21 protein-coding genes are annotated in these 20,471 nt (G+C 66.7%); 10 read left to right on the top strand and 11 right to left on the bottom strand.

Translation table 11 applies throughout. The features are described from left to right. Positions 1-125 precede the first annotated feature (125 nt). The 4 genes from DXK94_RS10380 (at position 126) to DXK94_RS10365 (ending at position 3,973) form a co-directional block, all read left to right on the top strand. A complete protein-coding gene (locus tag DXK94_RS10380; protein WP_309544318.1) occupies positions 126-506 on the top strand; it encodes a helix-turn-helix transcriptional regulator in 381 nt (126 codons plus the stop codon). Further along, a complete protein-coding gene (locus tag DXK94_RS10375) occupies positions 503-922 on the top strand; it encodes a VOC family protein (RefSeq protein ID WP_115524909.1) in 420 nt (139 codons plus the stop codon). Before DXK94_RS10380 ends, DXK94_RS10375 begins: the two co-directional genes overlap by 4 nt. Before the next feature lie 74 nt (positions 923-996). Continuing rightward, on the top strand, positions 997-3,399 hold the full coding sequence (locus DXK94_RS10370) for an excinuclease ABC subunit UvrA (RefSeq protein WP_115524908.1): 2,403 nt from the start codon (positions 997-999) through the stop codon (positions 3,397-3,399). Further along, positions 3,392-3,973 (top strand): MOSC domain-containing protein, encoded by a 582-nt coding sequence (locus tag DXK94_RS10365; protein WP_115524907.1) that lies wholly within the window; start codon positions 3,392-3,394, stop codon positions 3,971-3,973. The genes DXK94_RS10370 and DXK94_RS10365 overlap by 8 nt, the downstream gene beginning before the upstream one ends. 33 nt (positions 3,974-4,006) lie before the next feature. On the opposite strand, the gene DXK94_RS10360 is transcribed toward DXK94_RS10365, so the two are convergent. The 8 genes from DXK94_RS10360 to DXK94_RS10325 all read right to left on the bottom strand — a co-directional run bounded on the left by DXK94_RS10360 (position 4,007) and on the right by DXK94_RS10325 (position 11,199). Continuing rightward, on the bottom strand, positions 4,007-4,996 hold the full coding sequence (locus DXK94_RS10360) for a cyclase family protein (RefSeq protein ID WP_115524906.1): 990 nt from the start codon (positions 4,994-4,996) through the stop codon (positions 4,007-4,009). Next, positions 4,993-5,247, bottom strand: a complete 255-nt coding sequence (locus tag DXK94_RS10355; RefSeq protein ID WP_079599031.1) for a hypothetical protein — start codon at positions 5,245-5,247, stop codon at positions 4,993-4,995. The genes DXK94_RS10360 and DXK94_RS10355 overlap by 4 nt, the downstream gene beginning before the upstream one ends. Positions 5,248-5,258: 11 nt before the next feature. Then, on the bottom strand, positions 5,259-6,596 hold the full coding sequence (locus tag DXK94_RS10350; protein ID WP_115524905.1) for a TRAP transporter large permease subunit: 1,338 nt from the start codon (positions 6,594-6,596) through the stop codon (positions 5,259-5,261). Between the two features lie 79 nt (positions 6,597-6,675). Beyond that, positions 6,676-7,455, bottom strand: coding sequence for an NAD(P)-dependent oxidoreductase (locus DXK94_RS10345; protein ID WP_115524904.1), 780 nt, complete (start codon positions 7,453-7,455; stop codon positions 6,676-6,678). A 22-nt stretch (positions 7,456-7,477) separates the two neighbouring features. Beyond that, positions 7,478-8,107: a methyltransferase gene (locus DXK94_RS10340; RefSeq protein ID WP_115524903.1), complete on the bottom strand. Its 630-nt coding sequence runs from the start codon at positions 8,105-8,107 to the stop codon at positions 7,478-7,480. 33 nt (positions 8,108-8,140) lie between these two features. Next, positions 8,141-9,145 (bottom strand): tripartite tricarboxylate transporter substrate binding protein, encoded by a 1,005-nt coding sequence (locus DXK94_RS10335; protein ID WP_115524902.1) that lies wholly within the window; start codon positions 9,143-9,145, stop codon positions 8,141-8,143. Between the two features lie 45 nt (positions 9,146-9,190). Then, positions 9,191-10,693 (bottom strand): tripartite tricarboxylate transporter permease, encoded by a 1,503-nt coding sequence (locus DXK94_RS10330; protein ID WP_115524901.1) that lies wholly within the window; start codon positions 10,691-10,693, stop codon positions 9,191-9,193. Positions 10,694-10,695: 2 nt separating this feature from the next. After that, positions 10,696-11,199: a tripartite tricarboxylate transporter TctB family protein gene (locus DXK94_RS10325; RefSeq protein ID WP_115524900.1), complete on the bottom strand. Its 504-nt coding sequence runs from the start codon at positions 11,197-11,199 to the stop codon at positions 10,696-10,698. Positions 11,200-11,339: 140 nt separating this feature from the next. Here DXK94_RS10325 and DXK94_RS10320 point away from each other — a divergent pair, with 140 nt between their 5' ends. Both DXK94_RS10320 and DXK94_RS10315 read left to right on the top strand, forming a co-directional pair. After that, the gene (locus tag DXK94_RS10320; RefSeq protein WP_181884806.1) at positions 11,340-12,134 is read left to right on the top strand and encodes an IclR family transcriptional regulator; all 795 of its coding nucleotides are present in this window, start codon (positions 11,340-11,342) and stop codon (positions 12,132-12,134) included. Positions 12,135-12,238: 104 nt separating this feature from the next. Beyond that, positions 12,239-12,487 carry a DUF3072 domain-containing protein gene (locus DXK94_RS10315; protein WP_079599039.1) on the top strand — a complete coding sequence of 83 codons (249 nt, stop codon included), beginning with the start codon at positions 12,239-12,241 and terminating at the stop codon, positions 12,485-12,487. Between the two features lie 33 nt (positions 12,488-12,520). Here the strand turns inward: DXK94_RS10315 and DXK94_RS10310 are convergent, their stop codons facing one another. After that, positions 12,521-12,730, bottom strand: a complete 210-nt coding sequence (locus DXK94_RS10310) for a hypothetical protein (RefSeq protein WP_079599040.1) — start codon at positions 12,728-12,730, stop codon at positions 12,521-12,523. A gap of 273 nt (positions 12,731-13,003) precedes the next feature. On the opposite strand from DXK94_RS10310, the gene DXK94_RS10305 reads away from it, so the two are divergent. Both DXK94_RS10305 and DXK94_RS10300 read left to right on the top strand, forming a co-directional pair. Beyond that, positions 13,004-14,371 carry a glycosyltransferase family 87 protein gene (locus tag DXK94_RS10305; protein ID WP_258868516.1) on the top strand — a complete coding sequence of 456 codons (1,368 nt, stop codon included), beginning with the start codon at positions 13,004-13,006 and terminating at the stop codon, positions 14,369-14,371. A 61-nt stretch (positions 14,372-14,432) separates the two neighbouring features. Continuing rightward, the gene (locus DXK94_RS10300; RefSeq protein ID WP_181884797.1) at positions 14,433-15,656 is read left to right on the top strand and encodes a glycosyltransferase 87 family protein; all 1,224 of its coding nucleotides are present in this window, start codon (positions 14,433-14,435) and stop codon (positions 15,654-15,656) included. Here DXK94_RS10300 and mptB read toward each other — a convergent pair whose 3' ends face one another. Then, positions 15,657-17,249, bottom strand: a complete 1,593-nt coding sequence (gene mptB / locus DXK94_RS10295; RefSeq protein ID WP_115524897.1) for a polyprenol phosphomannose-dependent alpha 1,6 mannosyltransferase MptB — start codon at positions 17,247-17,249, stop codon at positions 15,657-15,659. 172 nt (positions 17,250-17,421) lie between these two features. After that, positions 17,422-18,573 (bottom strand): GGDEF domain-containing protein, encoded by a 1,152-nt coding sequence (locus DXK94_RS10290; protein ID WP_115524984.1) that lies wholly within the window; start codon positions 18,571-18,573, stop codon positions 17,422-17,424. A 166-nt stretch (positions 18,574-18,739) separates the two neighbouring features. Between DXK94_RS10290 and DXK94_RS10285 the strand changes: the two genes are divergently transcribed. Further along, a complete protein-coding gene (locus tag DXK94_RS10285; protein WP_115524896.1) occupies positions 18,740-18,976 on the top strand; it encodes a zinc-ribbon domain-containing protein in 237 nt (78 codons plus the stop codon). Between the two features lie 293 nt (positions 18,977-19,269). After that, positions 19,270-20,430: a ribosome small subunit-dependent GTPase A gene (gene rsgA, locus DXK94_RS10280; RefSeq protein ID WP_181884796.1), complete on the top strand. Its 1,161-nt coding sequence runs from the start codon at positions 19,270-19,272 to the stop codon at positions 20,428-20,430. The last annotated feature ends 41 nt before the right edge of the window (positions 20,431-20,471 follow it).

Genomic DNA, 20,471 nt, shown 5'->3' with positions numbered 1-20,471 from the left:
GGATAAAGAGGCCAACAGCGCCCTGCATCTGGACATCTCCCCGGCCAGGTAGCACGATCTGAGGTGTGACCCCCACAGACCCCTACCTGCGCGAACTGATCCAGCTCCGCCGCGTCAAGGACAGGATGGACCGGGAGTACGCGCAGCCCCTGGACGTCGAATCCCTCGCCAAGGACATCCCCATGTCCGCCGGCCACTTCAGCCGCCGCTTCAAGCTCGCCTACGGCGAATCGCCCTACAGCTACCTCATGACCCGGCGGATCGAGCGGGCCATGGCACTGCTCCGCAAAGGCGACCTTTCCGTCACGGAGGTGTGCTTCGCCGTCGGCTGTTCCTCGCTGGGAACCTTCAGCACCCGCTTCAGCGAACTGGTCGGCATGCCGCCCAGCGCCTATAAACAGGAGGCGGAACGCGCGACGGCGGGAATCCCCGCGTGCGTCGAAAAGCAGGTGTCAAGACCGGTCAGGAATCGAGAAGCGCCCGCCCCGGAGCCGCACCTAGCATGACTGCCATGGACATCACCATCAGCTCAAGTTTCCTTCCGCACACCGATCCGGACGCCTCCATGGCGTTCTACCGCGACGCCCTCGGCTTCGAAGTCCGCAATGACGTGGGGCGCGGCACCATGCGCTGGATCACCGTGGGCCCGGCCGGCCAGAAGGACGTCTCCATCGTCCTGTACCCGCCGGCCGCGGACCCCGGCGTCACCGATGACGAACGCCGCACCATCGCCGAAATGATGGCCAAAGGCACCTACGCAACGGTGGTCCTCTCCTCCCCCGACGTCGACGCCGCCTTCACCCAGGTTGAGGCGAGCGGGGCCGACGTCGTCCAGGAACCCATCGACCAGCCCTACGGAATCCGGGACTGCGCCTTCCGGGACCCCGCCGGCAACACCGTCCGCATCAACCAGCAGCCGTAGGCTGATAACCAGCGACGCCGAAGGAGGCTGCGAGCGCAGCCTCCCCTTCGCGCCGCACGACAGATGGAGACCCGATGAGCACGGACACGGATACGGCCACCAGCGCCAGCAGGCCCTCGGACGGCACGCATGCCGCCGACAGCCACGACCTGATCCGCGTGCAGGGCGCGCGGGAAAACAACCTCAAGGACATCAGCGTCGAACTGCCCAAACGCCGGCTGACCGTGTTTACGGGCGTCTCCGGGTCCGGGAAGAGTTCCCTGGTGTTCGCCACCATCGCCGCCGAATCGCAGCGGATGATCAACGAAACCTACAGCGCGTTCGTGCAGGGCTTCATGCCGAGCCTCGCCCGGCCGGAGGTGGACTTCCTTGAAGGCCTGACGACGGCCATCATCGTTGACCAGGAACGGATGGGCGCGAACCCGCGCTCCACCGTGGGCACCGCCACCGACGCCAACGCCATGCTGCGCATCCTCTTCAGCCGCCTCGGCACCCCCTACGTCGGCCCGCCCACGGCCTACTCCTTCAACGTCCCCACCCGCAAAGCCAGCGGCGTGATGTCCACGGACAAGGGCGGCCGGGTGGAAAAGGCCGTGGTCAGCCAGGCGGTCTACCTCGGCGGCATGTGCCCGCGGTGCGAGGGCATGGGCAACGTCAGCGACATCGACCGCACGGCACTGTACGACGACGGCAAGTCACTGAGCGAGGGCGCGCTGACAGTTCCGGGCTACTCCATGGACGGCTGGTACGGCCGGCTGTTCGAGGGGATGGGCCTGCCGATGGACAAGCCGATCGCCAAATTCACCGCGAAGCAGCTGGACACGATGCTCTACGCGGAGCCCACCAAGATCAAGGTGGAGGGCGTCAACCTCACCTTCGAGGGCATCATCCCGAAGATCCAGAAGTCCATGCTGTCCAAGGACGTGGAGGCGATGCAGCCGCACGTCCGCCGCTTCGTGGAGCGGGCCGTGACGTTCCAGCTTTGCCCGGAATGCGAGGGGACGCGGCTGACCAAGGAAGCACTGTCCTCGAAAATCAACGGCAAGAACATCGCCGAGCTGTGCCAGATGCAGATCAGCGACCTCGCCGAGTGGGTCCGCGGGCTGAAGGACGCCTCGGTGGCTCCCCTGCTCAAAGGACTCCAGCACCTGCTCGACTCGTTCTCCGACATCGGCCTGGGCTACCTCAGCCTGGACCGGCCGGCCGGCACCCTCTCCGGCGGCGAGGCCCAGCGCACCAAGATGATCCGGCACCTCGGATCCTCGCTCACGGACGTCACGTACGTCTTCGACGAACCCACCATCGGGCTCCACCCGCACGACATCGAGCGGATGAACCAGCTGCTGCTGCAGCTGCGGGACAAGGGCAACACCGTCCTGGTAGTGGAGCACAAGCCGGAGACCATCGCCATCGCCGACCACGTCGTCGACCTTGGGCCGGGGGCCGGCAGCGCCGGCGGCACGGTCTGCTTCGAGGGCACCGTGGAGGACCTCCGGGCCAGCGACACCATCACCGGCCGGCACCTCGGGGACCGCGCCTCCCTCAAAGAAACCGTCCGGAAGGCGACCGGGGCACTCGAGGTGCGCGGGGCCTCCATGCACAACCTCCAGGGCGTCGACGTCGACATCCCCCTGGGCGTCCTTTGCGTGGTGACGGGCGTGGCCGGCTCGGGAAAGAGCTCGCTGATCCACGGCTCAGTGGCCAAGCGCGAGGGCGTGGTGGTGATCGACCAGGGCGCCATCAAGGGGTCCCGGCGCAGCAACCCTGCGACTTACACCGGCCTGCTTGAGCCTATCCGCAAGGCGTTTGCCAAGGCCAACGGCGTGAAGCCGGCCCTGTTCAGCTCCAACTCCGAGGGCGCCTGCCCCACCTGCAACGGCGCCGGCGTCATCTTCACCGAGTTGGGCGTAATGGCGACAGTGGAGTCGCCGTGCGAGGACTGCGAGGGCCGCCGCTTCCAGGCCGCCGTGTTGGAATACACGCTCGGCGGACGCAACATCGCCGAGGTGCTGGACATGTCCGTGACGGAGGCCGCCGGTTTCTTCGCCGAGGGCGAGGCCAAGACCCCTCCGGCGCGGACCATCCTCAAGCGGCTGGACGACGTCGGCCTGGGCTACCTGAGCCTGGGCCAACCGCTGACCACTCTGTCCGGCGGCGAGCGCCAGCGGCTCAAGCTCGCCACCCAGATGGCCGAAAAGGGCGACGTCTACGTCCTGGATGAGCCCACCACCGGCCTGCACCTGGCCGACGTGGAGAACCTGCTCGGCCTGCTGGACCGGCTGGTGGAGTCCGGGAAGTCGGTGATCGTCATCGAGCACCACCAGGCGGTCATGGCCCATGCCGACTGGCTGATCGATCTGGGGCCGGGAGCAGGGCACGACGGCGGCCGGATCGTTTTCGAGGGAACGCCGGCTGAGCTTGTGGCGGCACGGCCCACACTGACCGGCGAGCATCTGGCGGCCTACGTCGGTGGTTGAGCCAGGGCAAACCTACCGGTACGGCGTCGAGATCCTGCACCTGCTGGTGTCCCCCTCGCACGCCTACTTCGGCCGGGCGAAGGACGGGCCTGCGGATGTTCCCACCATTGACGCCGCCGAGGCTGAGGTGGTGGCGGGCAAGGGGATCGTGGGCGACCGCTTCTTCGGCAAGGCCGCCCACATGGACGCGGCGGTGACCCTGTTCGCCGTCGAATCCCTCGAGGCCATCGCCGCTGAACTCGGGGCCGGGCCGTTTGACCCGCTGGCCACCCGGCGGAACGTCATACTCCGTGGCGCGCAGCTGGCCCCGCTGGTGGGTGCGGACTTTGCGCTGGAGTCCGGCGGGTCGGTGGTCCATTTCCACGGCGGCCGGCCCGCGCACCCGTGCGCCTGGATGAATGAGGTGCTGGCCCCGGGCGCCCATGCATCGATGCGGGGACGGGGCGGCATCCGCTGCCGGGCACTGTCCGGCGGCCTGCTGCACCGGGGACCGGCCGTGCTGGTCAGCCCCGTTCCTCTGGACCCCGGGCAGGCCGGCGTTCCGAGCCTCCTGCGGCCTACCCGGCTGCCGTAGCGGCGCCGTTCAGGGGACAGGTTCAGGCAATCATCACATCAGGGCTGTGGCATTGGCGGGCGATCCGGTCCCGCCGGTGATGTTCAGCGGTTTGATGGTGATGAACGCGTCCCACTGGCCGGCGCCGCGCATGTGCCGGGCCAGCGGTCCGAGCCGCCACAGCTCCCCCAGCGGCATGCCCAGCTTCGCGAGCAGCTGCTGGTGCATCATGCCATGGTCATTCGGGGCCGAGTCCCGGTACGGGCTGGAAGGAACTGCGGGCAGGCATTCGAAGGCGAAGTTGTCGGCCGCGAGGAGCGCCAGCCGGTGGTCCCAGGCCCACGCGACAAACTCCTCCGACTGGGCAACGCCGGTGGCCCGCCGGCCCTCCCGCATCCGCTGCTTGTCTTCCTGCGGCAGGCCCAGGAACCACTCGCACCAGCCGATGTGGAGCATCAGGATGTCGCCCTGCTGGAGAGTCACGGACTGCGCATCCAGCACCGCCTCAATCAGGTCAAGGCCCAGTGGTTCGCCCGCGGCATGGTCAATGGGAGCACCCTGCCCGGCCCGGTACCCGGCAAGGTCCAGCAGCACTCCCCTGCCCGCGATGGGGGTGTCCGCCCATTCCTGGATGCCAAGGTCCGGCGTGCCCTCGCTGATGCGGTGGTCCGGCGTGCCGTTGTAGAAGCCCACGTCGTCGGCCCGGCGGTGCCGCAGCCCGTCGATTTGCGTGGACCCCTGAAGGTAGTACCCGTCCAGGAAGTCGTCGCGGTGGGCAGGGTGCGAGGAGTAGATGGTGTGCCGGGGAGCGCCGCGCTTGAGGGACATTCCGGGATCGAAGGCATCGGCCGGATAGTCCAGGCCAAAGGCGCGGCCGGTGCGGATGCAGTTCCGCGCTTCCAGCACCGCCTGCGGAGTAATGAACGACGGCGTCCCGCGCGTTGCGTCCGGAAAAAGCCCCCAGGAGGTGCCCGCCAGGGCCCCCTCCCGCTCCAGCAGCCCGGCGAACGTTGGGTAGTGTCCGTCTTCGGCGGCAGGACTCACCGCGCCCCTGCTTCCTGTGGCTGTTCCTGGTTCTGGTGGCGCTTGTAGCTGAGCAGGAACCCTGCGATGGCGCAAATGGACGCCGCGATGCACATGGGCGCCTTGATGGTGTCGTTGAGCAGTGTGAGCCAGTGCCCCTGGCCGGCCACCAGCGCGATGGCCTGCCCGGCCACGAGCACAATGCCGCCAAGCAGCAGCGCTGCGAGGGTGAGGACGAAGAGGACTTCGATGGCCCTTCGGATGGTGTGCATGGTGGTAGTCCTTAGATGGGCAGGATGCCGAGGATGATCAGGACGCCGATACCGAGCAGCGGCAGGGCGTAGTGGGTGAGCAGCCGAAGGAACGTTTTGATGGGGTCCACATCCGCGATTCCGCACGCCACGTACAGCGGGGCGCCTCCGGGCGGGACCGCCGCTTCGCAGGATGAGAAGACCAAGACGGCCACCGCGGCTGTGGTTGCCGGGACGCCTGCTGCCACCAGCGCGGCAACGCCGACTGTTCCAACGGCGGCCATGGTGGCCGTTGCGGACAGCGGTGCGGCCACGGCGATGACGATCAGCCCGATCAGGATGGCCAGGAGCCACAGCGGCAGGTTCATCCCGTTCAGCAGTTCCGTCATCTGCTGCGGCAGCCCGGTGGCTGCCAGCGCGTTGGCGCCGGCGAAGGCGAACACCACGGTCACTCCCACAATCCCGAAGCGCGGCGCCGAGTCCTGCAGCAGCGCCCACCACGCCCGCCCATCCCCGGGCAGCTTCTTCCGGCCCAGCAGGAGGCCTGTGATGATGAGGACCACGGGAATCCACACAATGACGCTGACAGCCTTGGTGACATCTCCCCCGGTCCAGTCCGAGAGACCCTTGGCGATGGCGCCGGAGGTGATCACCAGCGGGATTGCCACCACAACGAACAGCAGCAGCGTGGCCCAGCCGCGGCCGAACGCCGCCGGGACGGACAGCCGGTGCGCTGCATCAAGCGGTGCCATCCCGCTTTTGCGGATCAGGAGCCAGGTGACGATCAGCCGGTGCAGGAAGCACCACAGGCCGCCGAACAGCAGCGGCAGGACCAGCGCGTTGATGTCCAGGAGGGGCCCGACGGTGGCGGACCCGACCAGGACGAACATGGAGGCGCTGAACGGAAACGTGATGCCCATCCCCGCGTTGCCGGCCACCAGGGTTGCTGCCGCGGGCTTGTCCAGCCTGGATTTCTCCATCCATGGGATTGTGACCGAGCCAACCGTGGCGGCGATGGCGGCCTGGTTGTGCACCACGCTGCCCAATCCGGCCGACGCCACCGTGGACACCCAGGCCGGCCCGCCTTTGACTCCGCCGATCAGTGAGTTCAGCAGGTCGATCAGCCGGTCCAGCACTCCCGTCCTGTCCAGCAGGTACCCCATGAAAACGAATGCCATGGTGGCGTAGACAATCTCGTCGGTGATGGCGGAGTACAGCGCATCCCAGCCGATCCGGGCCGCTGCCGTTCCGGTGAACGGCAGCACCGCGAGGAAGCCGAGGATCATGGCCTCGCCCACGCTGCGCTTCAGCACGGTGGTCCACAGCAGGATCACGGCAAGGTAGGCGCCGAGTGCCCAGATGCCGATCATGCTGCTGCTCCTGACGGCGGGACGCCGGTTAGGTGGTGGTTCACGTAATACCCGTTCCTGATTCTGCCCGACTCTGCGGTCAGCGCAAGGCTGGTGCCGTTTCCTGGGCTATCCGTGCCAGCGCAGCGGCGGAGGCCGCGGTCATCTCTGCCGGCACTCCCAGGTCCGCCAGGTAGCTGGCGGTGTCCTGCATTTCCTTGGACCGGCGCACCGCGTGCTTGGCAGTGCCGGTGAGGAACCTGTCGATGACGGCCTGGCCGTCGCCAGCCAGCTGGCTGGCGATCTGGGCACGGATCCACTCTTCCAGTCCTGCGGCGCGGCCGGCGGTCACGGCCTCCACCACAACCGACGCAAGGCCCTTCATCAGGACGCTGCGCAGGAGCTTGTGCGCCATGGCCGCGCCCGGCTCACCCTCGGCAATTTCGACGGCGACACCCAGCGGGGAGAGGAGGTCCGCCACGGCCTGGGCTCCGGGCCCGCTGACCATGAGGGGCGTCTTCTCCCCCAGCGCGGAGACGGGACCCAGGATGGCCACGTCGGCAAAGTCGGCTTTGCCGGGCAGCTGTCCGAGCTCCTGCATGACGCCGGGCGAGGACGAGGTGAAGTCCGCGTAGCAGCTGCCTGCATCCAGGACCGGAAGGCACTCCTCGGCCACGCTGCGCGCCGCGGCGGCGCCGGTCATCACCAGGACGATGCCGGCCCCGGTGCAGGCTTCGGCTGCTGTTGCTGCGCGGGCGACGCCGGCAGGGGTGGTGGGCGCAACAGGGTCAAAGCCCGTGACGTCATGGCCTGCGGCGTGGAGTGCCGCGGCGTAGGTGGCACCGGCTTCGCCGAGCCCAATAACGGTTACCGCTGTCATGGTTCTCTCTGTCTTTCTTGCTCTAGGAACGGGCTGCCACGATGGCTTGCCGGCGGTTGGTTTCGTCGGCGAAGACTGCTTCGGCAGCCTCTGCGACGGCGGCGGCCTGGTCCCGGGGAACCACTACGACGCCGTCGGAGTCGCCGACAATCACGTCGCCCGGCAGCACGGGGACACCGCCGAAGGCGAGGGGTGTCCCCAGGCGGAAGGGGCCGTTCTTGTACGGGCCGGCGGGGGAAGTAGCCCGGGCGAAGACGGGCATGCCGATCTCACCCAGCGCCTCGGCGTCGCGCGCTGCTCCGTCCAGGGCGAAGCCGGCGATACCGAGGTTGATGGCACGCTCGCCAATGAGCTCGCCGAGCAGGGCGCGGGACGGGTCGCCGCCGCCGGCGACCACAATAACGTCTCCGGGCCGGGCCAGCTCCAATGCCTTGTGGATGCCCTGGTTGTCCCCGGGCCGGGTCCACACCGTGAAGGCGGGACCGGCGAGGACGGCACCCGGCCAGATGGCCTGGATGCCGGAGTCCGCAACGCCGAGCCGGTCCATGGCGTCACCAATGTTGGCGGCCGGAAGCTTGGCAAGGCGGCCAACCACGTCCCTGTCCGGGCGGGGGAAGTCGGCGTCGATGGTGTCAAGGGCTGGGGTTGTCATGATGGTTTCTTCCGTCCGGTGATTGTGGGAGGGTCAGTCGGTCTTCTGGACCAGCGGCAGGACCTTCTTGAAGTCCTCTTCCTGTCCGGCCCAGAACTGCTTGTAGTCCTCGCCGGAGAGGTAGCTGGTCTGCAGGCCCAGGTCGTTCATCTTCTGCACCACGGCAGGGTCTTCGATGGCCTTCTGGATTGCCGTTTCAAGCTTCTCCGCCACCTCGTCAGGCAGTCCGGCGGGTGCTGAGTAGCCGCGGGCGGTGCCTGCAATGAGGTCGTAGCCGGCTTCCTTGAACGTGGGAACGTCCGGCAGCGAGGGTGCTTTTTCGGCGGACATGACGCCCAGGACGCGGGCCTTGCCCTGCTTGGTCAGGTCAACCACGTCGCTGACGTTGGCCACGAGGATGTCCACGTGCTTGCCCAGGAATGCAGTGGTGGCCTGGGAAGCGCCTTCGGAGAAGTGCACGGGAGCGAACTCAGAGCCGGTAGCTTCCTGGATCTGCGCCATGGCGAAGTGTTCGCCGGTCTGGAGCCCGGTGGTGCTGGCGGTCATGGATTTGGGGTTTGCCTTGGCGGCGTCCAGGAGTTCCTTCAGCGTTGTGTAGGGGCTGTCCGGCTGGACTGCGATGACGGTGGGGTCGATGACCTGGCGGGCGAGGGGCTGGAAGCTGTCGCGGGTGTACTTGGCGCCGCGGGCAGGGTCCAGGGGCGAAACGACCACGGACGGGGAACCGGTGGCACCAATGGTGTAGCCATCGGGTGCGGCGCTGGTGAGCTGGGTGTAGCCGATCTGGCCGCCGGCACCGGGCTTGTTGATGACCTCGACGTTCGTGCCGAGTTCCTTTTCCAGGATCGGCTGGATGAGCCTGGCGGCCGTGTCCACTGCACCGCCGGAGGAGAAGGCCACGACGAGCTCGACCGTCTTGCCCTTCCGGGGGAAGTCGTTGGCGGAAGCGTTGGTGGCTCCGGCATTGGCGCCGCAGCCGGTCAGGGCGATCAGGGATGCAGCCGCGATGGCGGCGGCGATACGCGGACGGGTTTTCATGGTGCTTCTCCTTTGAAGGGGTGTTGGGGGTAAGTGCGGGGTGGTTTAGGTTTCGGGGTCTTCGTTGAGCGCCTTCGGCTTCCGGAGCTTGAGGAGCGGGCTGAAGATGATCAGCAGTCCCAGGCCGATCAGGACCGCGGAGATGGGACGACTGGTGAAGATGCTGAAGTCGCCCTGGGAGATTTCGAGGGATTCGCGCAGCGAGCGTTCCATCAGGGGGCCGAGCACCAGGGTCAGCACCATGGGCGCCAGCGGGATGTCCAGATGCCGGAGGGCCAGGCCCAGGAGTCCGAACCCGATCATGACGAAGACATCGAAGACGCTGAAGTTGATGGTGTACGCGCCGATGACCATAAAGAGCAGGATCAGGGCGGTGAGGATGGTGGTGGGAACCCGGAGGATGGAGGTCCACAGTCCCACCAGGGGAACGTTCAGGACCAGCAGGAGCAGGTTGCCGATGAAGAGGCTGGCGATGATGGCCCACGCAATTTCGGAGTGTTCGGTGAAGAGGGTGGGTCCCGGGGTGAGGCCCTGCTGGAGGAAGGCTCCCATCAGCACCGCGATGGTAGGTGACGCCGGGATGCCCAGGGTGAACAGCGGGATCAGGGCGGCGTTGGCGTGGGAGTTGTTGGCCGTTTCCGGACCGGCGACGCCTTCGATGGCGCCCTTGCCGAGTTCGTTGCGGTAGCGGGAAAACTTCTTCTCGGCACCGTAGGAGAGCAGGGATGACACGGAGCCGGTCATGCCCGGGATGAGTCCCAGGCCAAACCCGATGCCGGTGCCGCGGGCCATGGCCGGGGCACTGCGGCGCCATTCCTTGCCTGTGGGAAGCAGGGAACGCAGGTTGGGGGCGTGCACGTTGGGGGTGGCGCTGCCTTTGCGGTAGGACAGCAGTTCGGACAGGCCGAAGACACCCACGATCACGGCGACGAAGCTGACGCCGTCCAGGAGCCGGTCCATGCCGAAGGTGAACCGGGGTGCGCCCGCTACGGGGTCGATTCCCACCATGGCGATCAGCAGGCCGAGGGCGCCGGAAATGACTGCCTTGACCATGGATTTGCCGGCGAGGGCCACGAGCAGGGAGATGCCCACCACCATCAGCGCGAAGAACTCGGGCGGGCCTACAAGCAAACCCAGTTCGCCCAGCGGTTTGGCGGCCGCCACCAGGCCCAGGGTGGCGATGGTGCCGCCCACGAAGGATCCGACGGCGGCGATGGTCAGTGCGGCGCCGGCCTTGCCGATCCTGGTCATGGCGTAGCCGTCAATGGTGGTGATGGCAGAGGCAGCCTCACCGGGGGTGTTCAGCAGGACGCTGGTGATGGTTCCCCCGTAGGCCGTGCCGTAGAAGATGGCGCAGAGCATGATGATCGCTCCGGTGGCGTCCAGGTTCAGGGTGAGGGGGATGAGCAGCGCGACACCGGCTACCGGACCGATGCCGGGCAGGACGCCGATGATCGTGCCCAGGAGGCAGCCGAGGAAGGCGAAGAGCAGGTTCTGCCAGGTCATGGCGGCGGCAAAGCCGCCCATAAGTTCGTTGAAGATATCCACGTTCAGAGTCCGATCGTGTTCAGCAGGGGGAAGGCTGAGACGGGCAGGGCCACGTTAAGGCCGTAGTTGAAGGCGTAGAACGCGCCTACGCTGCCGGCGAGTGAGGTGATCAGGGAGGAAGGCCAGGCCCTGCCGCCGCGCAGCTTCAGGTGGTACATCAGGAAGAGGAACATGCTCAACTGGAAGCCGAGCAGGTCCATCACGGCCGCGAGGACCACCAGGCTCACGACGACGGCAATGACCAGTCCGCGGTCCACGCCTTCGGCCGTTTCGCTCGGCCGCCGGAGCTCCTGGAGCAGCCAGACGACGGACATCGCGGCAAGGACGGCGCCCATGGCGAAGGGGAACAGGCCCGGGCCGGGGCCCAGCGACGTCCACAGGCCGAGCTCAATCGAACTGACCAGGACGTAGACGCCGACGGCGGCGAACGCGCCGATGCCGGCCAGCACAGACGGTGCCACCCGGGCAGGGCTTTCGGGTTTGGCTGTGACTGACTCCGTTGTCATGGATTCCTTCTCACTGTGCGTGCTTTCACTCCGCGTTGGTGTATTTCACAGAATGAAACTATATTGCGTACAGAGAAATAGTGACAGCAGACACACCTACTGTCAAGCGCAAGGAACTTACATAGAATGAAAGAATGGCGATGACGACATCAACGGAACCCGCGGCTGAGGAGGGCCCCAAGGCCTCCAACATGCGTTCCCTTTCAAGGGCCTTGGAGGTTTTCGCGGAACTCCAGCGGGCCGAGCGCCCGCAGCGCCTCAGTGATCTTGCCAAGACCTGCGGCATGAGCCTCCCGACAACCCTGAGAATCCTGCGCGTGCTTCAGGATTTCGGCATGGTCAGCCAGACGGACAAGTCCTACCGGATTGGGCCGGCCGTCCTGCCGGCCGCGAGGAGTTTCCTGGAAAACGATCCACTCGTGGTCGCGGCCCGTCCCATCCTGCAGCAGGTTGCCTCCCAGACCGGACTGACGGCGTCGCTGTACACGCGGCTGGGCTTCGAGCGCATCCTGGTGGCACGCGTGGATGGCGAAGCGCCCCTGCGTTATGACCTTCCGCTGGGCAAGCGCCTGCCCCTCACACTGGGGGCCGCGGGCAAGATCCTGCTGGCTTCATGGTCCGATGACGAGCTTCAGCAGGTGGTACGGGCGGCTGTTGCGGCAGGCCAGGAGGACCCGGACCTCACGGCAGCCGAGCTTCGCTCAAGGCTGCCGGAGCCCGGGGCCGAGTACGCGTACTCCGCTGATGAGCGCGCCACGGGAGTACTCTCGGTGGCGGTTGCCGTGCCCAACAGGACAGGGCGGCCCCCGAGCGAGTCGATTTCGCTGACCAGTCCCGTCGAGGCAGCCAGCGAAGCAACACTGAAGGCCGGAGTTCCGGAACTGCGGCGTGCCGCAAGCCGGCTTTCCGAGCTGCTCGAGGGCTCGGTGTACTGAGTGGCAAGATCATGGGCACCGAACGCCTGCTCAAAGCGTCTCGACGGTGGTTTCCGCGCAGCCGGGCGTTCAAACTGTCGGAGGCCCAGCCTAGACTTTCTGGCATGAGCGAAAACAAGGAAACCATCGGCAGCTCTACGCCTGAACCGGACGCAGGCCTCAACCGGGACCCGGAAGATTGGGTGACGGGAGATGAACCCATGACCGCGGCGCAGCGGAGCTACCTGGACACGCTGGCGCGGGAGGCAGGGGAAGAGCTCCCGGCGGACCTCAGCAAAGCGGAAGCGTCCAAGCACATCGACAGGCTGCAGCAGCGCAGCGGCCGTGTAACCGGAAACGGGCCCGGCAGCTAGCAGCGCCGGACCCGTCTCAACAGGAAAAGGTGGCTACCAGGCCTGGTGTTCGCGCGTCAGGCCGAAGGGGACCGTCTCGCTCAGGGCCACCGTGAACTTGTCCGCGCCGTGCCGCGTTACAAGGATGCCGTGGCGCTTCTCAGCGAGGGCGTGGGCCTTGGCAGCGGTGACAGCGGCGTCGAGCTCGCTGTCCATGCTTGCGCGGTCTGCGACGGTCAAGGTCAGAGGAAAATTGGCGGTCATGGGTCTAGCCTTAGTGTTTTAGGGGTGGGACAAACGCCGTTCCGCTCCCCCAAGCTACCGACGCGGCAGGGCATCTTACTGCCCAGTTCATAATGCCCTAGCATGGCCCCGCCAGCAACTTGAAAAATCAAGTAATAAAGAAGCGCAGGTCAGCGGCGTGCGCTCCTGTCAGCAGGCACAGCAATTACGGGCCCCGAGGGGTGGTCACTTAGAGTTGATGGGGAGTGGAAGCTGTTTTTAAACGCCTCCAATGCCCCGGAGAAGCCTCCCGGCATGACCCGTGCACCACTGCGCAACGACCTGTCTGTGCAACGACCTGACAAGGATTCCGCCATTTCCACCGACGCTTTCTTCGGCAATCTCACCCGGATCCGCAACGTCATCCTCCCGGCACCGGTCCGCGACCGGCTGAACACCGGCCGCGGCCTCCTGGGCGGGTTCATCGTGGTGCACCTTGTTTTCCTGGTCTTCGCCGCCTCGCACTCCCTCCGCGGTGAGGCGTTCAGCGACACCTTCATCTACCGCGACTGGGCCATGGCCGGCTTCGACGACGCCAACCTCACCGGCGGCCCCAGCCCCTGGGTCTACCCCATCCTCGCGCTCATCCCCATGGCCATCGCCGGCATCGCCGGGCCCGGACCATTCTTCTTCCTCTGGGTCCTGATGACCACCCTCCTCAACGGCTGGGCCTTGCTCAAACTGACCGAACGCGGCCGCACCAAAGAGGCCATCCCCGCCGGCTGGTGGTGGCTTGTCTTCACCTTCATGATGGGCTGGCTGGGCTTCGCCCGGGTGGACGGCCTCACCGCCCCGCTGGTGCTGGTGGCCCTCGCCTACGGCGTGCACCGTCCCTTCATCGCGTCCGTCCTGCTGGCCATCGGCACCTGGGTGAAGGTCTGGCCGGCCGCCGTGATGCTGGCCCTGTTCGCCGTGCTGAAGAACAGGCTCCAGGTGGTGCTGGCAGGAATCGCGACGACGGCGGGCGTCGTTGCGCTTGCCGCCGCGGTTGGCAGTGTCCCCAAGCTGCTGAACTTCCTTACCCAGCAGGGTGACCGCGGCATGCAGCTCGAAGCCACCTTCACCACCCCGTGGCTTTGGCTGTCCGTCCTGAACATCGGTGATTCGCGGATGTACATGAACACGGACATCAACTCCATGCAGGTGGACGGCCCCGGTACCGCCGTGATGTCCGTCCTCATGCAGCCCCTCCTGATCCTCGCCGCACTCCTGGTGGCCGGCCTGACGTTCTGGGCCTTGCATAACGGAAAAGCCAGCGGGGGCGTGGACCGCACCGAACTCCTCCTGGCCGGCGCCCTCACGCTTGCCACGGCATTTGTGGTCTTCAACAAGGTGGGCTCCCCGCAGTTCATGGTGTGGCTCGCCCCCGCCGTCGCGGTCGGACTGGCGCACAGCTGGCGTGAGTGGCGCGTCCCGGCCGCCATGCTGATCGTCATCGCCGTCGCAACGTACTTCATCTACCCGCTGTTCTACGACGCCCTCAGCCACAACAACCCGTTGATGGCCCTGGTGCTGACCATCAGGAACGTCCTCCTGGTGGTCCTGTTCCTCTGGAGCGTCCGCCGGCTGTATTCGCTGGGCAAGAAGACACCGGCGGCAACCCCCGCGCTCAAGGAGTCCTGACATTTCCACGAGGTTCTTTGACCGCCTGGTCAGCATCCGCAGCAGGGTCCTTCCCGCAAAGGTGGTGGACTGGTTCGCCCGCCCCTCCAGCGTGTGGTGGGGCTTCGCCGTCGTCCATCTCTACTTCCTGGGCTGGATGGCGTCCTTCTTCCTGCACGGCGATACCTTCAGCGACACCGAGCAGTACCGCCAGTGGGCCATGGACGGCTACAACCCCGCGGACCTCGACGGCAAAATCAGCCCCTGGGTCTATCCGGTCCTGGCACAGATTCCCATCTTCCTCGCGAACATCGCGGGGCCAGGCCTCTACCTCCTGGTCTGGTTCCTGCTCATCGCAGCCCTCAACGCCGTCGGGCTTTTCTACCTCACCCGCGGACGGCGGAAGGCCAGCGGAATAGCTCCGGCCTGGTGGTGGCTCTTTTTCACCGTCTTCATGGGCTACCTCAGCTTCGCCCGGGTGGAAGGCATCACCGCCCCCATTGTCCTGATCGCGCTGCTCTACGCCGCCGAGCGGCCGGTGGTGGCGGGCATCCTGCTCAGCATCGCCACGTGGATCAAGGTCTGGCCGGCGGCCGTGCTGGCACCCATCGTGATCGCCAGCCACAAGCGCATCCAGGTTGTCCTGTCCGGCGTCGCCGTCACCGCCGTCGTAGCCTTGGGCACCTGGCTTTCCGGCGGCCTGCCGCACATCATGGACTTCCTCACCAACCAGGGCGAGCGCGGCATGCAGCTGGAGGCCACCTTCTCTACGCCGTGGGTCTGGCTGAGCGTCTTCAACATCGCCAGCTCCAAAATGGCGGACAACACAGCCATCAACTCCACCGAGGTCTACGGCCCGGGAGCCGGCACGGCGGCGTTCCTGATGCAGCCGCTGCTCATCCTCGCCGCAGTGGGGGCCGCCATCCTGCTGGTCCGCGCAATGAAGCGCGGCGCCGAGCGCGAGGAACTGTTCCTTGAAGGTTCCCTCATGATGGTCACCGCGTTCATCGTCTTCAACAAGGTGGGCTCGCCGCAGTTCATCATCTGGCTGGCGCCGGTGATCATCGCGGGCCTTACGCACGACTGGGAGCGCTGGAAGGTGCCGGCAGCCCTGCTGATGGGCATCGCCATGACCACCTTCGTGATCTATCCGCTGTTCTACACGCCGCTCATCCATGCGCACCCCGTGATGGCGGCCATCCTCACCACCCGCAACGTGCTCCTGGTGGTGCTGCTCTGGTGGTCCGTGAAGCGGACGGCCGAGCTCGGCCGGAAGACGCCGTCGCCGGTGACCGCGGGTGCGTAGCTAGCGGTTGCCCGCGTTCTGCAGGCCGTGCCGCCGCTCCAGGACCCAGCGCCAGCCGCGCTTCGCCAGGTCCAGCGGCCTGCCCTCGATCAGCAGCTTGCGTGTATGCACATCGAGGAATAGAAGGTAGAACGTGAAGGCAAGGGCCGTCACGAACGCCAGGGACGACGCATCAATGGGCAGCTCCACGAAGGACCACACGGAGAGCTGGTCCTGCGCGCCGAACACCACAAAGAACGTGACGCCCACGTACAGGGACCGGATCTGCCAGTCGTCCCGGATCCCGGTAACGGCCAGGAACGGCAGGAACCACAGGATGTACCAGGGCTGGATGATGGGCGAGAGCATCACGACGGCGGTGAACGCCAGCGCCATCCGGCGCACCGCCCGTGAATAGTCGCCGCGGAACATCAGCAGCAGCACCAGCGCGATGGCGGCCCACTTCATGCCGGTCCGCAGCCAGGTGGCGAGTGTTCCGCCCGGGAGGCCCAGCGCGTTCGCGAGCATTTCCACCTGCTGGCCGAGGAAGCCCGAGGGCGAATAACCGGTGTAGCCGGGGGTGGGGTCCATGATGGCCCAAGTCCAGCCGATCCCCAGGTTGTAGGGGATACCGCTCAGGAGCAGCACGCCGAAGCTGATGCCCGCCGTCGCGCCCCACATCAGGAACTTGCGCGGCCACGACGCGGAGGCACCTGCCCACATCACCCCGATGAACGGCAGCAGCAGCACGGTGATCGGCTTGATGCCGATGGACGCGGTGACCAGGAGGATGCCCAGCAGGTAGCGGCGCGTGGCGGCGAAGTAGGCGCCGGCCACGGCGAGGCCCACCATCAGGGCATCGTTGTGGGCGCTGGCGATGAAGCTGATCAGGAACAACGGATTGGCAACGGCGATCCACAGCGCCCGCGCGCCATTGATGCCGTGCAGCTCCGCAAGCTTGGGCACGTAGATAACGCACAGCAGCACGCCGACGCCGGCCAGCAGGCGGAAGAGCAGGACGGACACGTCCGGCTGGGCTCCGGTCAGCCCCACCACGCCGCGTGCCAGCCACAGGAAGTACGGGCCGTACGGCGTCCGGTTTTCCGCCCAGGCCGGATCGGCACCGAGGGCAAACCAGTTGTTGAGCGTGGAGATGCCCACCTCGTAGGGATTCTGGCCCTCCATCACCAGCCGGCCCTGGCCCGTGTACGCGTACACGTCCCGGGAGAACACCGGCACGCAGAAGAGCAGTGGCAGGGACCAGGCAGAGATGGCGATCACCACGGAACGCAGCGAATTTTTTCCCCAGTCCGCAAGCCGCTGCCCCAGCCGCAGCCAGGACCGCATCAGCACCATGGCGCCAACGGTCAGCAGGATGGTGGAGACGGTGACGCCCCAGCCTTCGGTGCGGAGCGCGATGACCAGCGGCTGGCGGATCATGGGTGAACCGTTGGCTATCCAGCCGGTCCCGATCGAACCGACAAACATCATGAGGGAGCCAACAAAACCTTCAATGGTGGCGAGGTAGGCGTGGCCTTTTGCCGGGCCGGAGGCCTTGACGGGCGCGCCAGGCCTGCTCTCCGAAGTCCCGAGGTGTGACCCGCCTGCCGTCATGATGTCGTCTGGTCCCCTACTTCGAATACGGCGCTGGTTGGACCAGCATGAAGGCCGCCCTGCAACCCGGCCATTTTATCAGCCGCCTTCCGTGCCGCCCCGGTCCATGTCCCCCCTTGCAGGCCACAGTTTGACAACGGGGTCCGGCAGGCTGCGGGAGGGTGGTGGCCGGTTACGTCATCCGGTCGCTGCGGGCAGTCCGGTTCCTGCCCAGTGACTTGGCCCTGTACAGGGCGGCGTCGGCCGAGGCGATGAGCTCCTCCACGTCGGGGGTCCGGGAATCGTAGAGGGAGATCCCGTAACTGGCGGTGGGCATCTCCATTCCGTTCACCGTGGGGGCCGACGCCAGGCGCCGGCTGATTTCCTCGGCGATCAATTCCGCCCGTTCCGCGCTGGCCCCCGGAACAAGGAGGACGAACTCTTCCCCGCCGTACCGCCCCACCAGGTCCGTGGACCGGACGGTGGCGGTGCAGGCGTCCGCGAAGGACTGCAGGGCAAAGTCCCCGGCGGCATGCCCGTAGGTATCGTTGACCACTTTGAAGTGGTCAAGGTCGGCCAGGATCAGCGCCCCGGAGCCCTTGGTGATGTCATGGTCCGTCAGCTGCTCGGCAGCGAGGTCCAGGAAGGCTTTCCGGTTGAGCAGCCCGGTCAGGTCGTCACGGGACGCCACCACCCGGAGGGCACGGGTCTGCTGTTCGCTGCTCAGGGCGGCCATGCTGAAGGAAACCACCACCAGCAGGACCATGGTCACCAGGGTGGTCACCGCGGAACCGAAAACTGTCACGAAGGTGGGCCCGTGCTGGCCTTCCGCCAGGAAAACCAGCCAGCGGAAGAAGTAAAAGACAGCCAACCCACCAGCCGCCACCGCCATGGGAACCCTGACGCGTGAATATCCGGGTTCCAGGCGCCACAGCTCGCGCGACGCGAGCCCGATGGAAAGGCTCATGGCGGCCAGGAACACCGGACCGCCGGACCATGTGTTGGTGGCCGGGTTGTCCAGGACGGAGGCAATCAGCGTGACCAGGGGGATGCCCGTAAACGCCCACTTCGGCGGCGGCACCGTGCGCAGGGAGCGGGCGCCTGCCCAGACCGCCACACCGCCGTGCACCAGCATCACGTTCCCGAGCGGGTTGGCCCAGATCTGGTGGGGAGTGCCGTCGAGCAGGAAAAATCCTGAACCGGCCAGGAAAAACACCAGCGCCAGGCACCACCAGCCGCTGTACGGCGACCGCGTGACCCGGTAGGCGGAAAAGTAGAAAAGGACAACCAGCACCAGCGCCATCAGGCCGAATGCGATCCGGAGGGTCGCCGTGTCCAGAGCCATGTTTCCGAAGTCCCCCAAACGCCCGAAATGCTGCCTGCCCCCAGTATCGCACCGCACTCCCCCAGGCAGCAGCAGAACCCGCACCATGAGAAATACGCGACGGACCACCTAGGGTGGTTCATAAGCATACGTACCATCAGCATACGGACTACCCGAAAGGCCGGCCATGTTCCTCCTCTTTGGCTTCAAGACGGTACAGAAAGCACTTCAGGGCAAGGCGGCGAGCTGCCAGTACTGCCGCTCGTTTGTCCACCACCACCTTGAAGAGCGGGCCACCAAGTTCACCCTGTTCTTCATTCCGGTGTTCACGACGTCCCGGAAGTACCTCATCACCTGCAGCAACTGCGGGTACGTCTCATCCATTTCTGCACGCGAGAAGAGGGCACTGGAGCTGCAGGGCTGACAACCGCGCGCACTGGATCCGGCTTTTCCTGCCGGGGGTCTGGCCCCCGGCGGAGGCCGCGACTAGAGTGGGTCCCGTCCCCTGCCGTGGCTTGGCAGACCAGGGGATCCCCGAGGGAATGGAGGTGGTTTTGATGACTGCGATTGCCGCGCGCCGCGAGCGCCCTGCACCCATCAACCAGACCATTTCCCTCGACTGCACCGGCCCCGCCTGATACTTTTTCCGGCGGCGTTCCTCAGCCTGGCTCCGCCAGAGCTTCCTGGTGCATCGGGGACCTTCCCGAGGTAACCACAGTGAATACTTCTTCAGGCAACGCCCTGGACAGCACCACAACCAACAATCCTTTACGCACTGACGGACCGTCCGGCTACGGGTACACAGCCGCGGTGGCCCACCATTTTGATGCCCACCCCATGCCGGAAGCGAGCGGCCGGGGGCGCGTGGTCCGGGTAGACCGGAACCTGCTGCTGGTGGCCGTGGACGGCGAACTCCTGCACCTGCCCTACCCGCTGACCGGCGAGGCTGCCGTGACCGGCGACTGGGTGTGGATCGGGCCCAACCGCGCCGGGGAGCGCCAGGTCCTGGGCGTCCTGCCCCGCCGGTCTGAGCTCAGCCGCAAGCGGGCGTTTGAGGACTCCTCCGCCGCGCAAGTACTGGCCGCCAACATGGACATGGTGGGCGTGGTGGTGCCGGTGGACCGGCCGCTCACGCACAACCGGCTGGAGCGGACCCTCGTTGCCGCGTGGGACTCCGGCGCCACTCCCCTGGTGATCATCACCAAGGCGGACCTCGCCGAGGTGGCGGACGACGTCGTCGGGAAAGTCATCCTGCAGGCCGCCGGCGTGGAGGTGGTCACCACCTCGGCGGAAAGCGGCGACGGCATCGACGAACTGCTGGGCCGCATCCCGCCCGGCGGGACCATCGTGCTCCTGGGACCTTCGGGGGCGGGCAAGTCGACACTCATCAACGCGATGGTGGGGCACGAGGTCCAGCACACGGGTGCGGTGCGCTCCGGTGACTTCAAGGGCAAGCACACCACCACGTCCCGGGAACTGGTGCCGCTGCCCAACGGCACGGTCCTCATGGACACCCCGGGGGTGCGGGGCTTCGGGCTGTTCGACGCCGAGGACGGCCTGGGCGAGATGTTCGCGGATGTGGAGGACCTGGCCGCGAACTGCCGGTTCGCGGACTGCTCCCACCAGGGCGAACCGGGCTGCGCAGTCCAGGACGCCATCGCGGACGGGACGCTTACCGATCGGCGCTGGCACAGCTACCTGAAGCTGCAACGCGAGCTGGCAGCCCTCGCCCGGCGGAGCGATGTGGCAGCCCAGCGCGCCTACCAGCGGGAGTGGCACCAGAAGGTGGTGGCGGCCGGGAAGTCGCAGCGCTGGGCCGAGCGCGGCATGGCCGAACGGCAGGAACGCTCCGGCGGCAAGGACCGGAAGCGGCGCTGACCGCTCCGCGGCGTCCTGCAGACTGCAGGGCGCCGCAGTCT

This window comes from Arthrobacter sp. RT-1 (genome assembly GCF_003367205.1).
Classification (GTDB): domain Bacteria; phylum Actinomycetota; class Actinomycetes; order Actinomycetales; family Micrococcaceae; genus Arthrobacter.
Note: the sequence above shows the minus strand (reverse complement) of the source record. Positions and strands in the feature narration are given on the sequence as shown.